A 21,572-nucleotide genomic window follows, 5' to 3' on the forward strand; every position below is an offset into this window, starting at 1 on the left:
TCCTGAGTGGGTCAGGTAGAGTGAACAAAAACATATTACTAATTCCAAGGTGGAATAGATGGACAGGCTCATGGTGATGAACACCTTTATAAGAGTCATCGAAACCGGCTCGTTCTCGGCGGCTGCGCGGCATTTGCGCGTCGGGCAGCCAGCCGTCTCGAAGGCCATCGCGCAGCTCGAGGAACGGCTCGGCGTTCGCCTGCTGTCGCGCACCACCCGAGGTCTCTCGCCGACCGATGCCGGCCTCAGCTTCTATGAAGGCGCGAAGCGCGCGGTCGATGAGGCCGACGAAGCGGAGAACGCGGCGCGTGGCACTGCGGCGGCGCTTACCGGGTTGCTGCGCATCGGTACGTCGGTAACCTTCGGCCGCCTGCATGTCGTGCCGAGGCTGAAAGCCTTCCTGGACGCTCATCCGAGGCTCGACGTCGAGGTGGCGATGGACGACAGGAACGTCGACCTCGTCGAGGAAGGGGTAGATGTCATGCTGCGTCTGGGTGAAAGCTTCGCCCCTGCTCATATCGGGCGCAAGATCGCCACCTGTCGTCGTCTCGTGGTGGCGGCACCCTCGTACCTGGCACGCGAGGGCGAACCCATCGCGCCGGATGAGCTGTCGCGGCACGAGGCGATCCTTTTCGTCCGAGCAGGCACTTCCAATCGCTGGACGTTCCGGCGAGGCGCCGAAGAGATTTCGCTTGCCGGCCAAGGGCGGCTGCGCGTGACTTCCGCCGAAGGGATACGTGAGGCAGTACTTGCCGGCATCGGCTTCACGGTCGGCTCCGAATGGATGTTCGATGCAGAACTGCGCAGCGGTGCGGTGCGGCCGATCCTGGTCGACTGGGCGCTGCCGCCTGTTGAATTGTGGGCGCTGTTTCCGGCCGGACGCAAGGCCAGCGTCAGGGCAAGGACCTTCGTCGATTTCCTGGCGGGCAGCCTGTAGGCGGCTTCAGCCGGCCATTGTCTTCAATCGTTCGATCAGCCGGTCGCGATCCGATGTCAGGCCCTTGTAGTCGAGCTGGGCGAGGTCGAGCGCTTCGAGTTGGGCGGCGAAAGACAGCGCCAGCGTCGCCCGGTCCGGGTGCCGCGCCAGTACGGCGAGCGGGTCGAGGTGGATGCGGACGGTGAACAGGATATCGCCCGACACGGGAAGCTTGCGCAGCGTCTGCCGCTCGACACGGATGAAGGCGTGCGCGTTGACGTCACCGTCTGGGAAGCGTGTCGGCCGGTTCGTGGCGCGGTCGATGCGCTCGACATTGGACAGCGGATGGTAGAGTGCATTGTCGGCCTGGATCGACCAGTTGAAGCGCACGACCGCTTGGCCCTGCAGGCCGTCGAACATGCGGTTGATCAAGTCGGCCGGACGTGTGCCCGGACCAAAGCCCGGCACCGGGGCGTGGATCTGCTGCAGCGGCTTGCCGAACTTCTCCAGGAGCGACCAGGACGAGGGAAAGCACAGCGAACCGGCGGCGAGCCGCCAGCCACTGTCGTCGCGGCGCATCAGGATCAGGTCTTCCTGGACCAGCAGCGATGCCGCGACGAGCGGCGCGTCGGCAAGATCCGGAGGCAAGGCAGGGCGGTTCACAGCGCCCATCACCTCGATACCCGCATCGGTGCGGCCATGGCTGTTTGGAAATCGCTCCGGCAGATAGGCGCCGAGCAAGTCGAGCACTTCCTGCTGTGCGTCCCGCGTGCCGTCCTCCTCGACGAAAACCCGCTCTGGGATTTCGGCATAGAGCCGGCGCTTCTCGGCGAGGTAGGGCAGGAGATGGCCGTCGACCTCGATCCAATCCGCCGGATCGAGCGGCTTCAGCCCGATGGTGAAGAGTTTCGACGAGCCGTCATAGGGCGTATGGGTGGGCAAGGGGGTCATGGTTCAGATCAATTTTGCCTGGATCAGTCCGCGCAGCGAATTGCCGACGAACAACGCCTTGGCGGATTTCAACTCGTCCAAGCTGTAGATCGCTTCCCGGGCGCGGCCTTCGTCCAGAAGCTCGGCGCGCAATACGCCAGGCAGCAAGCCGCAGTCGAGTCGGGGCGTTGCCAGCACGCCGTCGCCGAAATCGGCGAAGACATTGGTGATCGTGCCTTCGCAGATTTCGCCACGCTCATTGGCCAGGAGCACTTCGTCGGCCTGGGTGACGAGATATTCGGAGCGGGCATGCGTGTAGAGCTGTCGCCGGCTGGTCTTGTGGCGCAGCAGCGTATTGCCCGAGTCGAGCCTTGTCCGCGCCAGCCGCAGCACCCAGACCTTGTCGGCGGCGAGCGGTTCATAAGGTTGCGCGGAGGCGCTCGCCTCGCCACGGCGCGACAAAGCGAGCCGCGTGCGCATGGCGATGGGGGAGCCGCCGACCGCGCTGCTCAGGGCCTCGCCGATCCTGTCCGGATCATGGCTGAAGCCCAGTTCCGCCGCCGAGCCATAGAGGCGCGCAAGGTGGCGATCGAAGCGCAGGAAACCGCTGTCCGGCTCCCAGCGCATGGTCTCGATCAGCTCGAAATCGGTGGCGTCCCCGTCGCGAAGCGGGCCTTGAGCAGACACTCCTGATACTCCTCTTGCGCCGTCGAATCGAAGACGATGCCGCCACCGACATTGTAGACGGCCTCGCCGCTGGAAAAGAGCGATATGGTGCGGATCGCCACCGAAAAGCGCATCGTGCCACCGGGTGCGATCCAGCCGATGGCGCCGCAATAGACGTCGCGGGGCGTGCTTTCCAGATCGTGCAGGATTTCCATGGCGCGGATCTTCGGCGCGCCGGTGATCGAGCCGCAGGGAAACAGCGCCGCGAAGATCTGGCGGATCGAGAGCCCGGGCAGCAGTTTCGCCCTGACGTCGCTCACCATCTGGTGGACGGTCGGATAGCTCTCGATGCGGAATAGCGCCGGCACGTCCAGCGTGCCGACCTCGCTGATCAGCGAGATGTCGTTGCGCAGAAGGTCGACGATCATCCGGTTCTCGGCCTGGTTCTTCTCGTCGTTGCGCAGGAAGTTCTTCTGCCATTCGTCCTCGGCTTTGGTCGCGCCGCGCGGTGCGGTGCCCTTCATCGGATGCGTCTCGATCATGCCGCCGGCGTCGATCTCGAAGAACAGTTCGGGCGAGCGCGACAGCACGACGGGGTCACCGAGCGCGACCAGCGCGCCATACTTCACCGGCTGGCGTTCGGTCAGCGCATCGAAGGCGGCAAGCGGGTCGCCCGACCATTGCGCCTGCACCGGAAAGGTCAGGTTGCCCTGGTAGCAATCGCCTTGCCTGATGTGCTGGTGCAGCCGTGCGAAGCGCTTCTCGTAGTCCTCGAACGACCATGCCGCCCTTGCATCGAAGATCGGGCCGTTGGTCGGCGCGGCGCGCTGAGGCACCGCTTCTTCGACCGGGGCATCGAAGATGCCGAGGCAGACCAGCGGCGCGCGGCGTCCGCTTGGCAGCAAGGGAACCAGCTTCGGCTCGAGCAGGTAGCCCGCCTCGTAGGAGAAATAGCCGGCCAGCCACTTACCGGCATCATGCGCGGCCTGCGCGGCCTCCAGCGCCGGCAGGAAGTCCTTTGCCGCATGCGCCACGATGATATCGGCCGGCCGGTCGAAAACGAGCTGACGCGCGCTTTCGTCGTTGCGGAAAATGACGGCGGGCAGGGACATGGGACTCTGGTGCTGCGGTCAATGAAGCCGTTGACCGCTCTATATGGGGGGCCGTTCGCGCGCAATCGAGGGAACGGCACGCTGCCACTCAAAGCCGACCTCCGGGCTGACCCTTGGGCCGACCTCTGCTGGCTCTGTCCGCTCAAAACAAGCCGGCGGCGCCGTGGCGCCGCCCGGCAGTTGGGGCCCGATTTTGCGGCGCGGGGGCGCCCCCCCCGGCTAATCGCTGTTTCTCTCGCTCAAGTGTTGCTGGCGGTTCCGGCTGTCGGGAACTGCTTGGCGAATTCCTTTTCGTTGCCGGCGGCGAGCAGCTTGGCCTGCTCGATCCAGCGTTCGCGCTCGATGCGGCCGTCGAAGTTCATCACGTCCTCGATGCGCTTGATGTCGGCGGCGGTCCAGGCGGCGATCTGGGCGAAGGAGGTCACGCCTTGCGCCTTGAGAAGTTTCTCGTTGACCGGGCCGATACCGATCAGGCGGCGCAGATTGTCGGGTTTGCCGGATGCGGGCTTGGCCGCGGCCGGCGTGGCCTTCTTCGCTGCTGCGGCCTTGGGAGCGGCCGCGCTCTTGGTCGCCGCGCCAGCGGCCGCGGATTTGCTCGCAGCGGGTTTGGCTGGTGCCTTGGCCGCTGCCGGCTTTGCCGCGGCCGGTTTGGCTGGTGCGGCCCTGGCCGCTGCCGGAGCAGATTTGGCCGTGGCCGGCGTCGACATCAGGGCGGCCGACGGTTGACTTGCGGCCTTTGCCGCGCCGGCTCCGGCGGAAGCCTGCGCGTCACGCAGCTGGCGCTCGAGATCCGAGCGGGTCTTGCCGCAGGCATTCAGTTCACCCGTCAGGCGGTCGCTGTCGGCACGCAGCCTGTCGCGCTCGCTGCGGGTGCGGTCGAGATCGCCGCGCAAGCTGTCGAGCTCACCACGCAGACGTCCCCAGATGAACCAGCCAACCAACACACCCACAAGGAACGCCAGGAGCATGTAGAAAAAAGTGCCCATTGTCTCTCTCCAGTCAGATCCGTCTGCCGCGGTATGGATTCATGACCTTCGGCGAAGGACTACTCGATGGTGATTCCGCGGCGCGGAACAGCCGGCTTCGGTCGAGCTGTCGGCGATCGGCTTGCTGCCATGGCCAACGGCCGTTGTCGCGTTCGCCAGAGCGCCACGGTCGGCCGAGATTTTTCCTCGCCGATCCGCGTGCGCTCCGGCTGAGCTTGGAGCGAAGGCTACCATAGGGCTTGCGGAAAGCTATCGGAAAACTTGCCGTCGAGAGTTGTTGAAGAACAGATATTTAGCCCAGGAATGGTGCTGTCCCAACATGCATTCCGGCTAAACTGTTCCGTGCCGGCGCGAGACGTCAACCGTCGAGCGCTTCCAGCTCGTCGATGAGGCCGCCGATCACGCCGAGCCCGATCTGCCAGAAGGCCGGATCGGTGGCGTCGAGACCGAACGGCGCCAGAAGTTCGGAGTGATGCTTGGTGCCGCCGGCGCGCAGCATCTCGAAATACTTGTCCTGGAAGCCGCGCTCGGCGTTCTGGTAGACCGCATAGAGCGAGTTCACCAGGCAGTCGCCGAAAGCATAGGCGTAGACGTAGAAGGGCGAATGGATGAAGTGCGGGATGTAAGTCCAGAACACTTCATAACCCTCGCGCAATTTGATCGCGGGTCCCAGGCTTTCCGCCTGCACCTCGAGCCAGAACTGGCCGAGCCGGTCGGATGTCAGTTCGCCGTTGCGGCGCTCGGCATGCACCTTGCGCTCGAATTCGTAGAAGGCGATCTGGCGCACCACCGTGTTGATCATGTCCTCGACCTTCTGGGCGAGCATGGCCTTGCGCTCGCGCCTGTCGGTGGTCTGCTCGAGCAACGAGCGGAAGGTCAGCATCTCGCCGAAGACGGAGGCCGTCTCGGCCAGCGTCAGCGGTGTCGAGGCCATCAGCGCGCCCTGGCCAGCGGCCAGCACCTGGTGCACGCCGTGACCAAGTTCATGCGCCAGCGTCATCACGTCGCGCGGCTTGCCCATGTAGTTGAGCAGCACATAGGGGTGAGCCGACGGCACGGTCGGGTGGGCGAAGGCGCCGGGCGACTTGCCCGGGCGCACCGGCGCATCGATCCAGTTGCGGTCGAAGAAGGTCCGGGCGATCTCGGCCATATCGGGTGAGAAACGCTGATAGGCCGACAACACGGTGTTCCTGGCCTCGTCCCAGCCGATCACCGCTTGCGGCGTCTCCGGCAGCGGTGCGTTGCGATCCCAGTGGTTCATCACCTCCATGCCAAGCCACCGCGCCTTCATCTGGTAATAGCGGTGCGACAGGCGCGGATAGGCCTCGCGTACGGCGGTGGCGAGCGCATCGACCACGCTGCGCTCGACCCGGTTGGCGAGGTGGCGTGAATCGGCGATGTCCTCGAAGCCGCGCCAGCGGTCCGAGATTTCCTTGTCCTTGGCCAGCGTGTTGGTGATCAGGGTGAAGGTGCGCAAATTCTTGCGGAAAGTCGCGGCCAGCGCCTCGGAGGCCCGACGCCGGACTTCACCATCAGCATCCTGCAGGCGGTTGAGTGCCGGCTCCAGCGTCAGTTCCTCGCCATCGACATCGAAGCGAAGGTCGGTCATCGTTTCGTCGAACAAGCGGTTCCAGGCGCCGCGTCCGGTGATCGACTTCTCATGGAAAAGCTGCTCGACGCGGTCCTCGAGCTGATAGGGCTTGTCCATCCTGAGGTCGAGCACCCAGGGCCGGTAGTGGCCGAAAGCGGGGTCGCCGGCCAGCGCGCCCTCGATCGCCGCGTCGTCGATCAGGTTCAATTCGAGCGCGAAGAACAGAAGATGCGCACTGGCGTCGGTCATCTTCTCCTGGATGTCGCCATAGAGCTTGGCGCGCTGCGGGTCGGCCGTGTTGCCGGCATAGACCAGGCCGGCATAGGAGACGATGCGGCCGATCAGTTCCTCCAGCGCCTCGTAGGCGACCAGCGCCTCGCCCAGCCGGCCGGCGCTGCCGCGCTCGGCTTCGGCGGCCAGCGTGCCCTTCCAACGGGCCTCGAAGGCGATCGCATCGGCGGCGGCCCTGGCGATGTCACGCTTCAGCTCCGGCGCGTCCATGCCGGTGTAAAGGTCGGCAAGGTTCCATTCCGGCAGATCGCCAAGCCCGGCCGCGCCCTGACCGGACGCTGGCGCCGCAAGCCGCCGACCAAACATCATGCGCATCGACAATACCTTCTGTGAATCAACGGGTCAGAATCTGGGGTCAGAATCAAAGGGAATGGAGAAGCCGGTCAAATCCTAAGGAATTCGTTCACCGGGTTTTTTGAAACCTTATTTAGAACCCTGTGCCAAGATGATCCATGGGGATTTCGGGCGCGGGCAACTCAAGACAGTCATGACAGGTTCCATACTCATAGTCGATGACGATCCCGTGCAGCGCCGGCTGCTCGAGGCGGCGGTGACGCGGTTCGGCCATACGGCAATCGTCGCCGACGGCGGTGCCGCGGGTCTCGAAGTGCTCGACGGGCCTGGCACTCGCGACGTCTCCGTCGTCATCCTCGACCTGGTCATGCCCGGCCTCGACGGCATCGGTGTGCTGAAGGCGATGCGCGAGCGTGACATCAGCGTGCCGGTCATCGTGCAGACCGCCCAGGGCGGCATCGAAACCGTGGTTTCGGCGATGCGCCATGGCGCGTTCGATTTCGTCGTCAAGCCGGCTTCGCCCGACAGGCTGCAGGCCGCGATCGCCAATGCGCTCAAGGTCGAGGCGGTCGAGGGCGAGGTCAAGCGCACGTCGCGCAAGCGCGGCGGGCTGCTGACCTTCAAGGACATGATCACGCACAGTCCGGCCATGGACAGGGTGATACGCCTTGGCCAGAAAGCGGCGGCTTCCAATATCCCGATCCTGATCGAAGGCGAATCCGGTGTCGGCAAGGAACTGGTGGCGCGCGCCATCCAGGGCAGCGGCGACCGTCGTTCGAAACCCTTCGTCACCGTCAATTGCGGCGCCATTCCCGACAATCTGGTCGAATCCATCCTGTTCGGCCACGAGAAGGGCTCGTTCACCGGCGCCACCGACAAGCACACCGGCAAGTTCGTCGAAGCGCATTCGGGCACGCTGTTCCTCGACGAGATCGGCGACCTGCCGCTCGATGTGCAGGTCAAGCTGCTGCGCGCCGTGCAGGACGGCGAGGTCGATCCGGTCGGCGGCCGCGCCACCGTCAGGGTCGACATCAGGCTGATCTCGGCGACGCACCGCAACCTCCTGCAGCAGGTCAAGGACGGCAAGTTCCGCGAGGATCTGTTCTATCGGCTGAACGTCTATCCGATCTTCGTGCCGCCGCTGCGCGACCGCCGCGACGACATCCCGCACCTAGTCAGACATTTCATGGAGAAAGTGGCGCCCGCCGACCCGCGCCATCGTCTTACGGGCATTTCGGCGGCGGCGCTTGCCGTGCTGCAGGCCTATGATTGGCCAGGCAACATCAGGCAATTGGAGAACGCGGTCTTCCGCGCCTCGGTGTTGCGCGAAGGCGATGTGCTGACGGTCGACGACTTCCCGCAAATCCGGGCGCAGGTGGAAGGCACCGTCAATCTCGGAACCGATGGCGATCAGGAAGCAGGCGGTCTTGCGCCGCCACCGCTAGAGCCCCGCGATGAGGATGTCGTGCCCGGCGATGCTGTCGCGGTTAGCGTCCACGACCAGGCTGTCAGGACGCAGCCTCGCTTCGGCACGGTGAGGGCGCTCGACGAACGCGGCAATGTGCGGGCGCTGGCCGATGTCGAACTCGAGATGATCAAGCTCGCCATCGATCACTACAACGGCCAGATGAGCGAAGTCGCCCGCCGCCTCGGCATCGGCCGCTCGACGCTTTACCGCAAGCTCAAGGAATACGGCATCGATCCGGAAACCGGGCGTATCGACCGCCTCGCCTCCTGAGCGGCGCAAGGCCGGGACCAGCTTGTCCTGTCATGGTGCGATCCTTGCACCTGCCCCGGCCGGATTATGGCGGGCTGACGGCGGTGCTCGACAGGTGGCGATCACGCATTAAGGCTAATGGTAACAGATCGTGTTTCAGCCAAGGGTGGAAACGTGATCTAAACCAGCGGTTTACCAAGAAACCCTGCGAACAATTTTTGACGGGATATCGCCATGGTGTTACCGCATTTCGGCTTCAATAAGCGATGATTAACCATTAGGATCGATATTCGGATGTGAAAACGACACATCCGTTTGGGCAAATCCGGGGACAAACGGCAGCCTGCAAGGCCTTTTGATTTGAACAGAATCGAACGACTCACAAACGGGCGTCATCATCATTTGCGCGTCTGGCCGAGATGGCTGGCAGCGATGATTGTCGCATTTGGTTTTGTTGCCGCGGCCGCCACGGGCGCCCAGGCCGAAGTTCGTTCGCTGAAGCTCTATCACCTCCACACCCACGAGAAGGCCGAGATCGTCTACAAGCGCAATGGCCGCTACATTCCCGAGGGTCTGAGGAAGATCAACATCATCCTGCGCGACTGGCGGCGCAACGAGCCGACCAAGATGGATCCGCGCCTGCTGGACCTGGTCTGGGAGGCGTATCGGGAAAGCGGCGCCACCGACTACATCCAGGTGGTCTGCGGCTACCGCTCGCCGGCGACCAACTCGATGCTGCGCAGCCGCAGCCGGGGCGTCGCCGAGAAGAGCCAGCACATGCTTGGCAAGGCCATGGACTTCTACATTCCCGGCGTGCCACTGAAGAAGCTGCGCAACATCGGCCTCAAGATGCAGGGCGGTGGCGTCGGCTACTACCCGTCCTCCGGTTCGCCGTTCGTCCACATGGACGTCGGCAATGTACGCCATTGGCCCGGCATCAGCCGCCAGGAACTGGTCGGCCTGTTCCCCAATGGCAAGACGCTGCATGTGCCGAGCGACGGCCGGCCGCTGCCAGGCTATGAACAGGCGCTCGCTTCCTACAAGGCGCGCAGGGGCTCCGGCACACCCAACATCGAACTGGCCAGCGCCGGCGGCAGCAGCAAGAAGTCCGGCGGGTTCCTCTCGGCGTTCTTTGGCGGCGGCGACGATGAAGCCGACGACAGCGCCGATGTCGAAACCGCTTCGGCCGCACCCGCGCCCAAGCCGAGAAACGTGAAGCCGCTGGCCACTGCCAAGAGTAGCAACCTACCGGGTATCGCTATCGTCGCGCCCGAGAATGCGCAGCGCGCCGAAATTCCGCAGGTCGCCGACGAGCAGGCTCCGGAGCCGCAGACGGACACGCCGGAGACGATCATCGCGGCGCTGCCTGCCAAGGAGATTCCGCTGCCGGACTTCGCACCGCGGCCGAAGGCTGATGTCGGCGTGCAGCAGCCTGAGAATGTTCCGTTCGCCACGGCGGATGCGACGGCCACCACCGAACAGGGCGTGGCGACCGCGCAGGCGCCGGCGAACATGCCTTTCGGCAAGGCCGACCCCGCGGCGATGGCGGCTGCCGCCGCGGCCGATCCGGCGCAGGTTGCCGTCAACAACATCCCATTGCCGACCTGGCGTCCCGAACACTCGTTGCCGGCTGATCTTGCACCGCCACCCAGCAACGATGTGCTGATGGCGCTGGCCGAGACGGCTGATCAGGACAAGTCCGCCACGGATGCGTTCTCGGTGCTGCCGACTGCCCGGCCGGCACCGGCCAAGCCGGATGCGGTCAAGGCCGTGCTCGACGAAGCCGATGCCCAGATCGCCAATGCCCAGGTTGTCAACGCCCCGGCCGCTAATGCCCCGGTCGCCAATGCACAGGTCGGCGGCGGTGACGAATACCAGCTTGCCTCGCTGTCCCAGGAACCGCGCTCGGCCTTCAACGATCCGTCCGCCGTCGATGCGGCATCGCCTCGCCAGGCCGTTGCCGCCCGTCCGGCCGGTTCGGATCCGGCAGCCGCGATCGGCGCCGGCGTGAAGACGACCCGCAAGGAAGCCAGGGCCACCGCCCGCGACCAGAAGCCCGGCCCCAGGGCCGTTGTGGTTGCAGCCGCGCCTCAGGCCGCCCGCTGGGCGCTGACCAGCGGCGAGACCGTCGCCGCCGTTTCGAGCGCGACGACGGCACCGGGCTACGCCTACAATATCGTGCATACGCCGCCGAGCGAAGTCTATACGGCCGGCTTCCAATCGGGCGACCCGGTGGCCGACCCCAATCGCTTCACCGGCAACGCCGTCAAGTTCATGTCGGTCGCCCGCTTCCAGACGAAGTAGCCGACCAGCCAATCGCAAAGCCGCGCCGGGCAGCCTGCGCGGCTTCTTGCTGTTCAATATTACCCATTCGATGCCTAAAAGGCTCGCCGGTCATCACCGTCGGGAGCCAGATCACGCGAGACTGAACTTCTCGTGAGATCGGAACGATGGACCCATTTCCAGATTACTATCGGCGCGTTCCAACCTGGGGATATTCATGAAGAAGATTCTACTGGCATCAGTTCTGGCACTGGCGGCAGCATCCGCTGCGATTGCTCCTTCGCAAGCCGAAACCGTGATCATCAAGAACGGCAAGCATCACTGCAGGACCAAGGTGGTCACGCATTGGGTTCACCACCATAGGGTGGTCGACAAGGTCAGGGTCTGCAATTGATCCAGGACCGGTAGGATCCGGTGAATTGGCCCGATCGGCGAAAGTCGACCGGGCTTTTCATATGCCGGCTGACGAGGCTCTTACAATGGTCGGAGCCGACCTGTCGGGAAGTCACCGCGAGCTTTCGTCCCCCCAAACCGTGGTCACTTCTGGGCGGCGGCATCAATCGATTTCCAGCGTAGCAGCTTCGCCCTCGGCCAGAAGCCGCGCGGCGTCACGCGCCGGCGGCAGTCCGAAATGGCGCGCATATTCCCGGCTGAACTGGGATGCGCTTTCATAGCCGACGGCAAAGGCGACGCGCGTGGCGTTGCCCGACTCGGCGATCAGCAGATGACGCGCCTCCAGCAGACGGACCTGCTTCTGATACTGGATCGGGCTCATGGCGGTTGCCGCCTTGAAGTGGCGGTGAAACGAGGCGTTGCTCATATGCGCGAGTTCGGCCAATTCCGTCACGTCGATAGGCTCGTTGTAGTGCGATCGTATCCAGGCGGTGGCGCGGCGGATCTGTGACAAGCGGCCGTCAGCGCGCGCGAGCTGGCGAAGCTTCGCGCCTTGCGGACCCTGCAACAGGCGGAATGCGATCTCACGTTCGAGCATGGGCGCGAGCACGGGAATCTCGGCAGGCCGGTCGAGCAGCCGCAGCATGCGGCGCCATGCATCGAGCAGTTCGTCATCGGCCCGGTTGGTCACGAAGCTGTCGCCGTCGAGCGCCGGCTTGTGGTCGATGATCAGGGCGGCGATCAGCTCGATATCGAGGGCGAAGGCGATGGCCACATAGGGACGGGCGCTGCTCGCCTCGATGAGCTGGCCGGTGGCGGGCGTCTCCACCGCATAGACGAAATAGCTGCCGGCGCCGTAGCGAAGCGTGCGGTCGCCGATCAGCACCGTTTTCGTTCCCTGCAGCACGAACAGCGCCGTCGGTTGGCAAAGCTCGGGCAGCGGCGGGGTCGCAATCTCGCTGCGGCCGATGGAAACACGCGGGATGGCTGTCTTTGTGCGCCTCCCATGCGCATGGCGGCCGGCGATCACGATTAATTCCTGCAGGGCTTCTTCCATGTCTTCAGCATTGCCGATCCATGCTGGCCGCGCAACCAGTTGAGAGGATTAGGCAAGAAGACGCGAGTATCCGGCGCGCGAAACCGGCCAACGCAGGTCATTTCTAGGTCACCAAGAAGGAGACACGGACATGACGACGAACGTGAATGCGCTGGTCACCGGCGCCAACAAGGGCATCGGCCTCGAGACCGCTCGCCGGCTGGCGGCCATGGGGTTCAAGGTCTGGCTCGGCGCCCGCGACGCCGAGCGCGGCGAGGCCGCAGCAAAGATGTTGCGCAACAAAGGGCTCGACGTTGAATGGCTCGAACTCGACGTCGCCAGCGACGACAGCGTAACGGCCGCGGCCAAAACCTTGACGGCGCGGATATCCAGCCTTGACGCGCTGGTCAACAATGCCGGTATTGCCCCGGGCTATGTCGACGCGCTCGGGCCGGACGGCCGCTACGAACGGCCGCCGAGCCGCGAGAGTGTCGCCGACATGAAGGCCACCTATGACGTCAACGTCTTCGGCCCGGTTCGCGTCACCCAGGCATTCCTGCCGCTCCTCCTGGCATCGCCCGCCGCCCGCATCGTCATGGTCAGCAGCTATCTCGGCTCGATCGCGCGCGCCGCAGCCAACAGCCAGTCGCCCAATGTCATGGGCTATGGCAGCTCGAAAACAGCGCTCAATGCCATCACCGTGGCCTTCGCCCGGGAGCTCTCGCCGGGCGGCATCATGGTCAACGCCGCCGCTCCCGGCTACACCGCGACGGACCTCAATGCGCACAAGGGCGGCCGTACGGTGCAGCAGGCTGCCGGGATCATCGTGCAGCTGGCGACGCTGAAGGCCGGCAGCCCCACCGGCGGCTATTTCGATGAGAATGGTCCGTTGCCCTGGTGAGCGATGGCTATTTCCGAAGCTGGCTGGCGGCGCTTGCGAGGGCTTCGATCTCGTCCCACTTGCCGGCCTTGACCATCTCGTCGGGCGCGACCCAGGAACCGCCGACGCAGATCACGTTCGGCAGGCTGAGGTAGTCGGCCGCGTTCTTGCCGGTGATGCCGCCAGTCGGGCAGAATTTGACATCGGCCAGTGGCGAGGCGAAGGCCTTCAAGGAGGCGATGCCGCCCGACTGCTCGGCAGGGAAGAACTTCAGGAAGCGCAGCCCGGCCTCGCGCGCGGCCATGATCTCGCCGGGCGTGATGGCGCCGGGCAGCAGCGGAACGTCGCTGTCGGCGGCCGCCGCCAGAAGCTCGCGGGTGATGCCGGGGCTGACGATGAAGCGCGAACCGGCGCTAGCTGCCTCGTCGAACTGCCTGCTGTCCAGAATGGTGCCGGCGCCGACAATGGCTTCCTCGACCTCGGCGGCGACTCGCCGGATCGCTTCGAGCGCATCGGCGGTTCTGAGCGTGATCTCGATCGCCGGCAGGCCGCCACGCGCCAGCGCACGGGCGAGCGGCACCGCGCTGGCGACATCGGTGATCTTCAGCACCGGAATGACCGGCTGGCCGTTCAGAAGCGACAGGAGTTTCTCGGTCTTGCTGGGCATCTGTCTCTCCATGTAAAGGGCTATTTCAACCGATTAGCAGACGGGTGTTTGCCTGTCCACGAACCGGGTCGCGTCGCGATGTCACGCGCCATCGGACAGCTTACGGTCTCTTTCCCGACAAGGCCATGACAGGCAACCGAAACAGGCCGCCGAGCCCGTTTTGCCTTGAATCGCCTTTTACGAGCGTCTAGTTGCTCTGGCAATGACACCGTCCGCGCCATCCCAACCCGTCCGCGTCGCCGCGCTCTACCGGTTTGCCCGGCTCGACGCCTTCGAGGCATTGCGTGCGCCGCTTGCCGCCTTCTGTTGCGGACGCGGCATCAAGGGCACACTGCTCCTGGCGCATGAAGGTATCAACGGTACCGTCGCGGGCAGCGAAGCAGCGATCGCCGAACTCATCGACCATATCGAGGCCGTCGAGGGCTTAGCGGGCCTGGAGGTCAAATACAGCGAAGCTGCGGAAATGCCGTTCCACCGCATGAAGGTGCGGCTGAAGCGCGAGATCGTCACCATGGGCGTCGGGGACATCGACCCGGCGACAAGTGCGGGCACCTATGTCGCGCCGGCCGATTGGAACGCCCTGATTTCGCAACCCGAAACGATCGTCATCGACACGCGCAACGCCTATGAGGTGTCGATCGGCACGTTCAAGGGGGCGATCGACCCGGCGACCGCGAGCTTTCGCGAGTTTCCGGCCTGGGTGGAAGCGCACCGGGCGGAACTCGAAGGCCGCAAGGTGGCGATGTTCTGCACCGGCGGCATCCGCTGCGAGAAAGCGACCGCCTATGTCAGGTCGCTCGGCTTCGAGGATGTGTTCCACCTCAAGGGCGGCATCCTCAGATATCTCGAGGAGGTTCCGGCCGAACAAAGTCTGTGGCAGGGCGAGTGCTTCGTCTTCGACGAGCGCGTTTCGGTGTCGCATGGCCTGGCCGAGGGGGACGCCGAACTCTGCCGCGCCTGCCGCCATCCGCTGACGGAAAGCGAGCGGTCGTCGCCGAAATTTGCCGCCGGTATCTCTTGCCCGCATTGCTTCGATGCCCGCTCGGAGGAAGACCGCAAGCGCTACGCCGAGCGCCAGCGCCAGGTCGAACTCGCACAAGCGCGGGGCAAGGGCCCGCATATCGGCTCCTGATCCCGGCATCTGGCCGCTGCCAAGCGGCTACCTGTCATTGCAATGCCAGGCTTCGGGACCTACGTCTTCGACGTTCGAAACCTGCCCGTTCAGCCGGGCAAATCCTGGAGGCATTGATGTTCGATCCCAAGAAGCTTCTCGACGATCTGCTCGGCTCGCAAATTCCCGGCACCAGCGGCACCGTCCGCGACAAGGCGGGCCAGGCCGTGCAGATGGCCAAGGACAATCCGCTGGCAGCCGGCGCGCTGGCGGCGGTGCTGCTTGGAACCGGCGCCGGGCGCCAGGTGACAGGCACCGCGGTGAAGCTCGGTGGATTGGCTGCCATCGGCGGCCTCGCCTACAAGGCCTACCAGAACTACAAGGCCGGCAACGCACCGGAGCAGGCGCCCGCCGCCGGTGAACCGGAATTGCTGCCGCCGCCCAAGGACACCGCCTTCCACCCGTCGCAGGCGCCACAGGGCGAGGATGAGTTCACGCTGACGCTGGTTCGCGCGATGATCTCGGCGGCCAAGGCCGACGGCCATGTCGACGAGGAGGAACGCAAGAAGATCGCCGGCAAGCTCAGCCTTTCGGGGATCGGCTCCGACGCCGAGAAATTCCTGATGGCGGAGCTGGAAAGCCCGCTCGATCTCGACACTTTGGTGGCGGGTGCCAAGACCGACGCGCAGAAGCTCGAGCTCTACACGGCGTCGCGCCTGACCATAGACCCGGACACGCGCGCCGAGCGCGGCTATCTCGACCTGCTCGCCGGCCGGCTTGGCCTGCCGGATGCACTGGTCGACCATGTCGAGGTGACGGTTTCGGCGGCCAAGGTGCCGGCCGCCAAGGCGGGCACCTCGCCCAATCCGCGCTGGTAGGTTCAGATCGGGACAGCCGGTCTTTCCGTCGTTAACTCCGCGTTAACTCAGGAAGCGCATGATTCTACACAGTCGGATCGGCTTTCCTCCTCCCAAGTCCGGTTCAGATCAGGGCGGTCGCCAATGACCGCCCTTTTTGTCGGCCCGGACGAGGCCGCTTCCGCACACCGGATTCCACTTTTCGGGAACGTGATCTGGCCGCTCCGCTTGCCATCGCTGCCGTCATTTGCGATGCCTTCTGTTCTGAAGCCAGATCCTGAAAATCAAGCGGGCACGCGCGGCGCTGCCGGAGGACAACTGCCATGACCGAGAAAACCGCCATCGTCACCGGCGCCGGCACCGGCATCGGCAAGAGCGTCGCCACGGCATTGCTCAAGGCCGGCTGGAACACGGTGTTCTGCGGCCGCCGCAAGGCGGTGCTGGACGCCGCGGTCGCCGAAGCCGGACCCTCGGATGCCAAGGCGCTGGCGGTTGCCTGCGACATCAGCAAGGCCGGCGAGGTCGATGATCTTTTCGAGACCGTGGCGGAGGCCTTTGGCCGCGTCGACCTGCTCTTCAACAATGCCGGCATGGGCTACAAGTCGACGCCGATCGACGAGATCCCGGTCGAGGTGTGGAATGATATCGTCGGCGTCAACCTCACCGGTTCGTTCCTGTGTGCGCGTGCCGCCTTTGGCGCCATGCGCAAGCAGCGGCCGATGGGTGGCCGCATCATCAACAACGGTTCGGTGTCGGCCTATGCGCCGCGCCCGGGCTCGGTGCCCTACACGGCGACCAAGCACGCCATCACCGGACTGACCAAGACGCTGGCGCTCGACGGCCGCCCCTATGACATCGCCTGCGGCCAGATCGACATCGGCAATGCGCTGACCGACATGGCGCAGCCGATGACCGTCGGCGTGCCGCAGGCCAACGGCTCCATCGCCGCCGAGGCCGTGATGGATGTCCAGCATGTTGCCGACGCGGTCGTCCACATGGCCAGCCTGCCGCTCGAGGCCAATGTGCTGTTCATGACGGTGATGGCGACCAAGATGCCATTCGTGGGGCGTGGATGAGCACAGGCTATCGCCGCCGCCTCATTCGCCCGCCAGCGGCACGCCGGGCTTGAACAGCAGAATGGGCCTGATCTCGTAAACGGCGGTCGGATTGACGCGGCGAAGGTCGCGGGCGATCGCGATTGCTGCATCTCTGGTGGCGCAGTCGATGACATAGAGACCGAGCAGCTGTTCCTTGGTCTCGGCGAAAGGGCCGTCGATGATCACGCCGTCGCCCGGGCCGCGCAAGGTGCAGGCATCCTGTGTCGACCCCAGACGCGCTGACGGTCCAAGCGTGCCTTCCTCATGAAGCCGGGTGTTGATCTTGAGCAAGTCAGCCATCAGCGCCGCATCTTCCTGCGGCGTCAGCGCCTTGATGGCGTCTTCCACATGATAGGCAAGGATTGCATAGAACATTCGGATGTCACCCCACTTCGATCCTGATCTCCGAGGACCGTAGCCGTTCTCGACATGCACGCCCAGTCTTGGCCGCGCGCCTCCGGACGGCTCATGACACCGTCCGGGAGAGGGCAGCAGGCCGCTTTGAAGCTCACTTCGCCAGGAAGGCTCCGATCCGCTCCAGCGCCCGCAAGATGTTTTCCTCGGAGTTGGCGTAGGAGAGCCTGACATAGCCTTCCCCGAGAATGCCGAAATCGGGGCCGCCGATCAGCGCCACGCCGGCGTCGTCGAGCAGGGCGGAAGCCAGCTTCTTTGCCTTCCAGCCTGTCTTCGAGACATTGGGGAAGGCGTAGAAGGCGCCCTTGGGGGTAATACAGGAAATGTTGGGCAAGGCGTTCAGGCCCTCGACCACGATCTTCCTGCGGCGGTCGAAGGCGCGCATCATCTTGTCGACGTCGTCCTGCGGACCGTCGATGGCGGCGATGCCGGCGAACTGGCTCGGCGCATTGACGCACGACCAGCAATTGACCGCCAGCTTGCGCACCTTGTCGTAGAGGTGAGCGCCCTTATCGCCATTCGGCCAGATCGACCAGCCCATGCGCCAGCCGGTCATCGCCCAGGTCTTGGACCAGCCATTGAGCACGATCAGCCGGTCGCGGATCTCGGGGAAGCCGAGCAGCGAGCAATGTGTCTCGCCGTCATAAGTCATGACGTCGTAGATCTCGTCGGAAAGGATGGCGACGTCTGGGTGCTTCTCCAGGCCCTTGACCAGCTTCTCGATCTCGGCACGCGGCGTGACACCGCCGGTCGGGTTGGCCGGCGAGTTGAGGATCAAGAGCCTGGTCCTGGAGGTGATCAGCGCCAGCGTTTCCTCGGCAGAGAAGGCAAAGCCGTTCTCCTCGCGCATCGGCACGGGAATGGGTGCTGCACCGGTGAACTCGATCATCGAGCGGTAGATGGGAAAGCCGGGATCGGGGTAGAGGATCTCGGCGCCGGGCTCGCCGAACATCAGGATGGCGGCGAACATGGTCGGCTTGCCGCCGGGCAGGACCATCACCGTCTCTGGCGACACTTCGACACCGGTGGTGGTCAGCGTGCGGCGCACCACAGCCTCGCGCGTCGTCAGAAGCCCGTTGGCCGGCGTGTAGCCGTGGTGGCCGTCGCGCAGCGCCTTGATGGCGGCCTCGACGATGTGCTGCGGCGTCTTGAAGTCGGGCTGGCCGATGCCGAGATTGACGATGTCGCGGCCCTGTTGAGCCAGTGCCGTCGCGCGCGCGAGCACCGCGAACGCATTTTCCTCGCCGAGACGGTCGAAGGCCGAAATCGTGTGGAGCATTTTTCCCGTCCGTGTGGTTCTTACTGTTGGGTCGCGTTTTTGTGAGCCTTGGCCCGCAAAAGTCAAACGGATTGGAGTTTTTGGTGTCGGAAAATCTCAAAGACTGGCAACCGCGTCCGCGACCCGAGCGCAAGCCCATCGACGGTCGATACGTCCGGCTTGAACCGCTGAGCGCCGCAAGGCACGGTGATGGGCTCTACGAAGCGTCCTCGGTGTCCGATGTCGACGGCCGCTTTGCCTGGCTGCCCGATTATCCGCCGGAAACCCGTGCCGCCTTCCAGCCATGGCTGGACAAGGTCGAGGCCAGCGAGGATCCGCTGTTCTTCGCCGTCATCGACAAGGCCAGCGGCAAGGTCGCCGGGCGCCAGACGCTGATGCGCATCGATCCGGCCTACGGCGTCATCGAGATCGGCAACATCTATTGGGGACCGCTCATTTCGCGCAAGCCGGCAGCCACGGAAGCGCAGTTCCTGTTCATGAAATACATCTTCGATGGGCTCGGCTATCGCCGCTACGAATGGAAGTGCAACAACCGCAACGAGCCGTCGAAGCGGGCGGCGGAACGGTTCGGCTTCAAATTCGAGGGCATTTTCCGCCAGCATCTCATCGTCAAGGGTGAAAACCGCGACACCGCATGGTATTCGATCATCGACAAGGAATGGCCGGCGTTGCGCAAGGCTTATGAAGCGTGGCTCGACCCGGCCAATTTCGATGGCGACGGCCAGCAGAAGCGACGGCTCGAGGATTGTCGCGCTGAATTCGGCGCCTAGGAGTTCTTATTTTGGCCCATTCCCACGACCATAGCGGCCATGATCACGGTGGGGCCGGCCATGTGCATGGCTCGACCGACAAGAAGCGCGTGCTGATCGCGGCCGGCCTGACGGCGGGGTTCATGGTGGCGGAGGCACTCGGCGGCCTCTTCACCGGCTCGCTGGCGCTGCTGGCCGACGCCGGGCACATGCTCGCCGACGCGATCGCGCTGGGCCTTGCCTGGTATGCCTTCCATCTTGCGGGACGGCCCGCGACCGGCCAGCTCACCTATGGCTTCGGCCGGGTCAAGACGCTGGTGGCCTACACCAACGGCATCGCCATCTTCGTCATCGCGCTGTGGATCATCTACGAGGCGTGGGAGCGCCTGCAGACGCCGGCGCCGGTGCTGGGCGGACCGATGCTGGTGGTGGCGATCCTCGGCCTGCTGGTCAATCTCGGCTCCTTCTTCGTGCTGCATGGCGGCGACCGCGAAAGCCTGAACATGCGCGGCGCCATCCTGCATGTGCTTGGCGACCTGCTCGGCTCGGCCGCGGCGATCGTGGCCGCACTGGTGATCCTGGCGACCGGCTGGACGCCGATCGATCCGATCCTGTCGGTGCTGGTCTCGCTGCTCATCCTGTCGACGGCCTGGTCGCTGATGCGCGCCGCGGCCCATGTGCTGCTCGAAGGCGTGCCGCCCAGCCTCGACCGGGACCTGATCGCCCGCGATATCGAGGCAACGGTTGGGGGGGTGCGGGAGGTGCACCATATGCATATCTGGTCGCTCGATGGCGCCAGCAACATGGCGACGCTGCATGCCTGCCTCAACGACGGCGTCGATGCGTATCAGGCGGTCAGCGCCGTCAAGAAGCGGCTTGCCAGCGAGCACGGCATCAGCCATGCCACCGTGGAGCCGGAATTCGGAAAGTGCGCCGACGAGGGCGACGACCATGGTCACGAGCACGAGCACGATGCTGTCCCGCATCACGGCCACTATCACTAGGTCCTGTCGATGACCATCGATCGAACCTGCCTCAGGAGTTCTCCAGCTTTGAAAACCCAGCCCGACGACCGCCGCCCCGGTGCGGCATGATGGACCGCGACACGCGCAATGCGGCCATCGCGGCGGTCTGGATCATGCTTCTGTTCGGCATTGCCGCCTTCTACCTGCCGACCATGATGCTGGCACTCGGCAGTTTTTCGACCGTGCTGGCCGGTGTGTTCGGCACCCTCTTCGTGCTGGCGTTTTTCCTAGTGTTCTGGCTGCGCGCACGCAGCCAGCGCAAAAATCAGGGCAAGTAAGGGATTTTGACATGCGCATTCTGATCACGGGCGCCGCGGGCATGGTCGGCCGCAAGCTCATCGCCCGGCTGGCAAAGGACGGCACGCTGCGGGCCGAGAAGATCACCGCGCTCGATCTGCACGACATCGTGCCGCCGCAGGCGCCGGGCATCGACGGTGTCAGCATCACCACCCACACCGGCGATCTCGCCGAGGCGGGCGCCGCCGAGGGCCTGGTCGCGTCGCGACCCGACGTTGTGTTCCATCTTGCAGGTATCGTGTCGGGCGAGGCGGAAGCCAATTTCGATCTCGGCTACCGCGTCAATCTCGATGGCACGCGCGCCCTGTTCGACGCCATCCGGCTGGCCGGTTTTGCGCCGCGCGTCGTCTTCACCTCGTCGATCGCGGTGTTTGGCGCGCCGTTCCCCGATGTCATTCCCGACGACTTCCATCCGACGCCGCTGACCTCCTACGGGACCCAGAAGCAGATGAGCGAAGCGCTGCTGGCCGATTACACGAGGCGCGGGTTCTTCGACGGCATCGGCATCCGGCTGCCGACCATCTGCGTGCGGCCCGGCAAGCCGAACAAGGCGGCCTCCGGCTTCTTCTCCGGCATCATCCGCGAGCCGCTGAACGGCCAGGAGGCGATCCTGCCGGTGCCGCGCTCGGTCGTGCACACCCATGCCAGCCCGCGCTCGGCCGTCAACTTCCTGATCCATGCGGCGGGGATCGACGGCGCCGCCGTCGGGCCGCGCCGCAACCTGACGATGCCTGGCGTCGCCGTCACCGTCGGCGAGCAGATCGAGGCGCTGGAGCGCATTGCAGGGCCAAAAGTGACAAGCCTGATCCGCGAGGTGCCGGACGAAACGATCTGGGCGATCGTGAAGGGCTGGCCGACTCGGTTCGAGGCGAAGCGGTCACGGGAGCTCGGCTTCAGCGCCGAAAAGAGCTTTGATGAGATTATTCGCGCCCATATCGAGGATGAGCTAGGCGGCAAGCTTCCCGACTAGGAGTTCGTGCA

General features: G+C 64.8%; 22 protein-coding genes. 13 read left to right on the forward strand and 9 right to left on the reverse strand.

All coding sequences use genetic code 11. The features are described from left to right. The first annotated feature begins 58 nt into the window (after positions 1–58). Positions 59–937, forward strand: coding sequence for a LysR family transcriptional regulator (locus LB568_RS16115; protein ID WP_013893145.1), 879 nt, complete (start codon positions 59–61; stop codon positions 935–937). Between the two features lie 6 nt (positions 938–943). Here LB568_RS16115 and LB568_RS16120 read toward each other — a convergent pair whose 3' ends face one another. The 5 genes from LB568_RS16120 to LB568_RS16140 form a co-directional block, all read right to left on the reverse strand. Further along, positions 944–1,867, reverse strand: a complete 924-nt coding sequence (locus LB568_RS16120) for a heme-dependent oxidative N-demethylase family protein (RefSeq protein WP_224730602.1) — start codon at positions 1,865–1,867, stop codon at positions 944–946. Positions 1,868–1,870: 3 nt separating this feature from the next. Beyond that, positions 1,871–2,533, reverse strand: a complete 663-nt coding sequence (locus LB568_RS16125; protein ID WP_013893147.1) for an aminotransferase class IV family protein — start codon at positions 2,531–2,533, stop codon at positions 1,871–1,873. Then, the gene (locus LB568_RS16130; RefSeq protein ID WP_013893148.1) at positions 2,482–3,624 is read right to left on the reverse strand and encodes an aminodeoxychorismate synthase component I; all 1,143 of its coding nucleotides are present in this window, start codon (positions 3,622–3,624) and stop codon (positions 2,482–2,484) included. The genes LB568_RS16125 and LB568_RS16130 overlap by 52 nt, the downstream gene beginning before the upstream one ends. 239 nt (positions 3,625–3,863) lie before the next feature. Continuing rightward, positions 3,864–4,610, reverse strand: a complete 747-nt coding sequence (locus LB568_RS16135) for an NADH dehydrogenase (RefSeq protein ID WP_013893149.1) — start codon at positions 4,608–4,610, stop codon at positions 3,864–3,866. A gap of 358 nt (positions 4,611–4,968) precedes the next feature. After that, positions 4,969–6,807: a M3 family oligoendopeptidase gene (locus LB568_RS16140; protein ID WP_013893150.1), complete on the reverse strand. Its 1,839-nt coding sequence runs from the start codon at positions 6,805–6,807 to the stop codon at positions 4,969–4,971. A gap of 172 nt (positions 6,808–6,979) precedes the next feature. Here LB568_RS16140 and LB568_RS16145 point away from each other — a divergent pair, with 172 nt between their 5' ends. The 3 genes from LB568_RS16145 to LB568_RS16155 all read left to right on the forward strand — a co-directional run bounded on the left by LB568_RS16145 (position 6,980) and on the right by LB568_RS16155 (position 11,180). Further along, complete coding sequence (locus tag LB568_RS16145) at positions 6,980–8,524, forward strand: sigma-54-dependent transcriptional regulator (RefSeq protein ID WP_224730603.1); 1,545 nt, start codon at positions 6,980–6,982, stop codon at positions 8,522–8,524. 411 nt (positions 8,525–8,935) lie between these two features. Continuing rightward, positions 8,936–10,807, forward strand: a complete 1,872-nt coding sequence (locus LB568_RS16150) for a DUF882 domain-containing protein (protein WP_224730604.1) — start codon at positions 8,936–8,938, stop codon at positions 10,805–10,807. 196 nt (positions 10,808–11,003) lie between these two features. Next, a complete protein-coding gene (locus LB568_RS16155) occupies positions 11,004–11,180 on the forward strand; it encodes a hypothetical protein (RefSeq protein ID WP_013893153.1) in 177 nt (58 codons plus the stop codon). Positions 11,181–11,342: 162 nt separating this feature from the next. On the opposite strand, the gene LB568_RS16160 is transcribed toward LB568_RS16155, so the two are convergent. Then, a complete protein-coding gene (locus LB568_RS16160) occupies positions 11,343–12,236 on the reverse strand; it encodes an AraC family transcriptional regulator (protein WP_224730605.1) in 894 nt (297 codons plus the stop codon). A 130-nt stretch (positions 12,237–12,366) separates the two neighbouring features. Between LB568_RS16160 and LB568_RS16165 the strand changes: the two genes are divergently transcribed. Continuing rightward, positions 12,367–13,116 (forward strand): SDR family oxidoreductase, encoded by a 750-nt coding sequence (locus LB568_RS16165; protein WP_224730606.1) that lies wholly within the window; start codon positions 12,367–12,369, stop codon positions 13,114–13,116. A 7-nt stretch (positions 13,117–13,123) separates the two neighbouring features. On the opposite strand, the gene LB568_RS16170 is transcribed toward LB568_RS16165, so the two are convergent. Then, positions 13,124–13,762 (reverse strand): 2-dehydro-3-deoxy-phosphogluconate aldolase, encoded by a 639-nt coding sequence (locus LB568_RS16170; protein WP_013893156.1) that lies wholly within the window; start codon positions 13,760–13,762, stop codon positions 13,124–13,126. Between the two features lie 202 nt (positions 13,763–13,964). On the opposite strand from LB568_RS16170, the gene LB568_RS16175 reads away from it, so the two are divergent. The 4 genes from LB568_RS16175 to LB568_RS16190 all read left to right on the forward strand — a co-directional run bounded on the left by LB568_RS16175 (position 13,965) and on the right by LB568_RS16190 (position 16,806). After that, a complete protein-coding gene (locus LB568_RS16175; protein WP_224730607.1) occupies positions 13,965–14,894 on the forward strand; it encodes a rhodanese-related sulfurtransferase in 930 nt (309 codons plus the stop codon). Between the two features lie 116 nt (positions 14,895–15,010). Next, positions 15,011–15,751, forward strand: coding sequence for a tellurite resistance TerB family protein (locus LB568_RS16180; RefSeq protein WP_224730608.1), 741 nt, complete (start codon positions 15,011–15,013; stop codon positions 15,749–15,751). A 123-nt stretch (positions 15,752–15,874) separates the two neighbouring features. Beyond that, on the forward strand, positions 15,875–16,057 hold the full coding sequence (locus LB568_RS16185; RefSeq protein WP_140570864.1) for a hypothetical protein: 183 nt from the start codon (positions 15,875–15,877) through the stop codon (positions 16,055–16,057). Then, positions 16,054–16,806 (forward strand): SDR family oxidoreductase, encoded by a 753-nt coding sequence (locus LB568_RS16190; protein WP_023778502.1) that lies wholly within the window; start codon positions 16,054–16,056, stop codon positions 16,804–16,806. The genes LB568_RS16185 and LB568_RS16190 overlap by 4 nt, the downstream gene beginning before the upstream one ends. Before the next feature lie 21 nt (positions 16,807–16,827). Here LB568_RS16190 and LB568_RS16195 read toward each other — a convergent pair whose 3' ends face one another. Both LB568_RS16195 and LB568_RS16200 read right to left on the reverse strand, forming a co-directional pair. Next, positions 16,828–17,202 (reverse strand): YciI family protein, encoded by a 375-nt coding sequence (locus tag LB568_RS16195; RefSeq protein WP_224730609.1) that lies wholly within the window; start codon positions 17,200–17,202, stop codon positions 16,828–16,830. Positions 17,203–17,335: 133 nt separating this feature from the next. Next, positions 17,336–18,520, reverse strand: a complete 1,185-nt coding sequence (locus tag LB568_RS16200; RefSeq protein ID WP_224730610.1) for a pyridoxal phosphate-dependent aminotransferase — start codon at positions 18,518–18,520, stop codon at positions 17,336–17,338. An 83-nt stretch (positions 18,521–18,603) separates the two neighbouring features. Between LB568_RS16200 and LB568_RS16205 the strand changes: the two genes are divergently transcribed. The 4 genes from LB568_RS16205 to denD all read left to right on the forward strand — a co-directional run bounded on the left by LB568_RS16205 (position 18,604) and on the right by denD (position 21,561). After that, positions 18,604–19,290, forward strand: coding sequence for a GNAT family N-acetyltransferase (locus LB568_RS16205; protein ID WP_140570856.1), 687 nt, complete (start codon positions 18,604–18,606; stop codon positions 19,288–19,290). An 11-nt stretch (positions 19,291–19,301) separates the two neighbouring features. Further along, positions 19,302–20,273 carry a cation diffusion facilitator family transporter gene (locus tag LB568_RS16210; protein WP_224730611.1) on the forward strand — a complete coding sequence of 324 codons (972 nt, stop codon included), beginning with the start codon at positions 19,302–19,304 and terminating at the stop codon, positions 20,271–20,273. Between the two features lie 86 nt (positions 20,274–20,359). After that, a complete protein-coding gene (locus LB568_RS16215; protein ID WP_224730612.1) occupies positions 20,360–20,572 on the forward strand; it encodes a hypothetical protein in 213 nt (70 codons plus the stop codon). Between the two features lie 11 nt (positions 20,573–20,583). After that, positions 20,584–21,561, forward strand: coding sequence for a D-erythronate dehydrogenase (gene denD, locus LB568_RS16220; RefSeq protein WP_224730613.1), 978 nt, complete (start codon positions 20,584–20,586; stop codon positions 21,559–21,561). Positions 21,562–21,572: the final 11 nt, after the last annotated feature.

Origin of the sequence: Mesorhizobium sp. B263B2A (assembly GCF_020165775.1) — a bacterium.
Taxonomy (GTDB): Bacteria; Pseudomonadota; Alphaproteobacteria; order Rhizobiales; family Rhizobiaceae; genus Mesorhizobium; species Mesorhizobium opportunistum.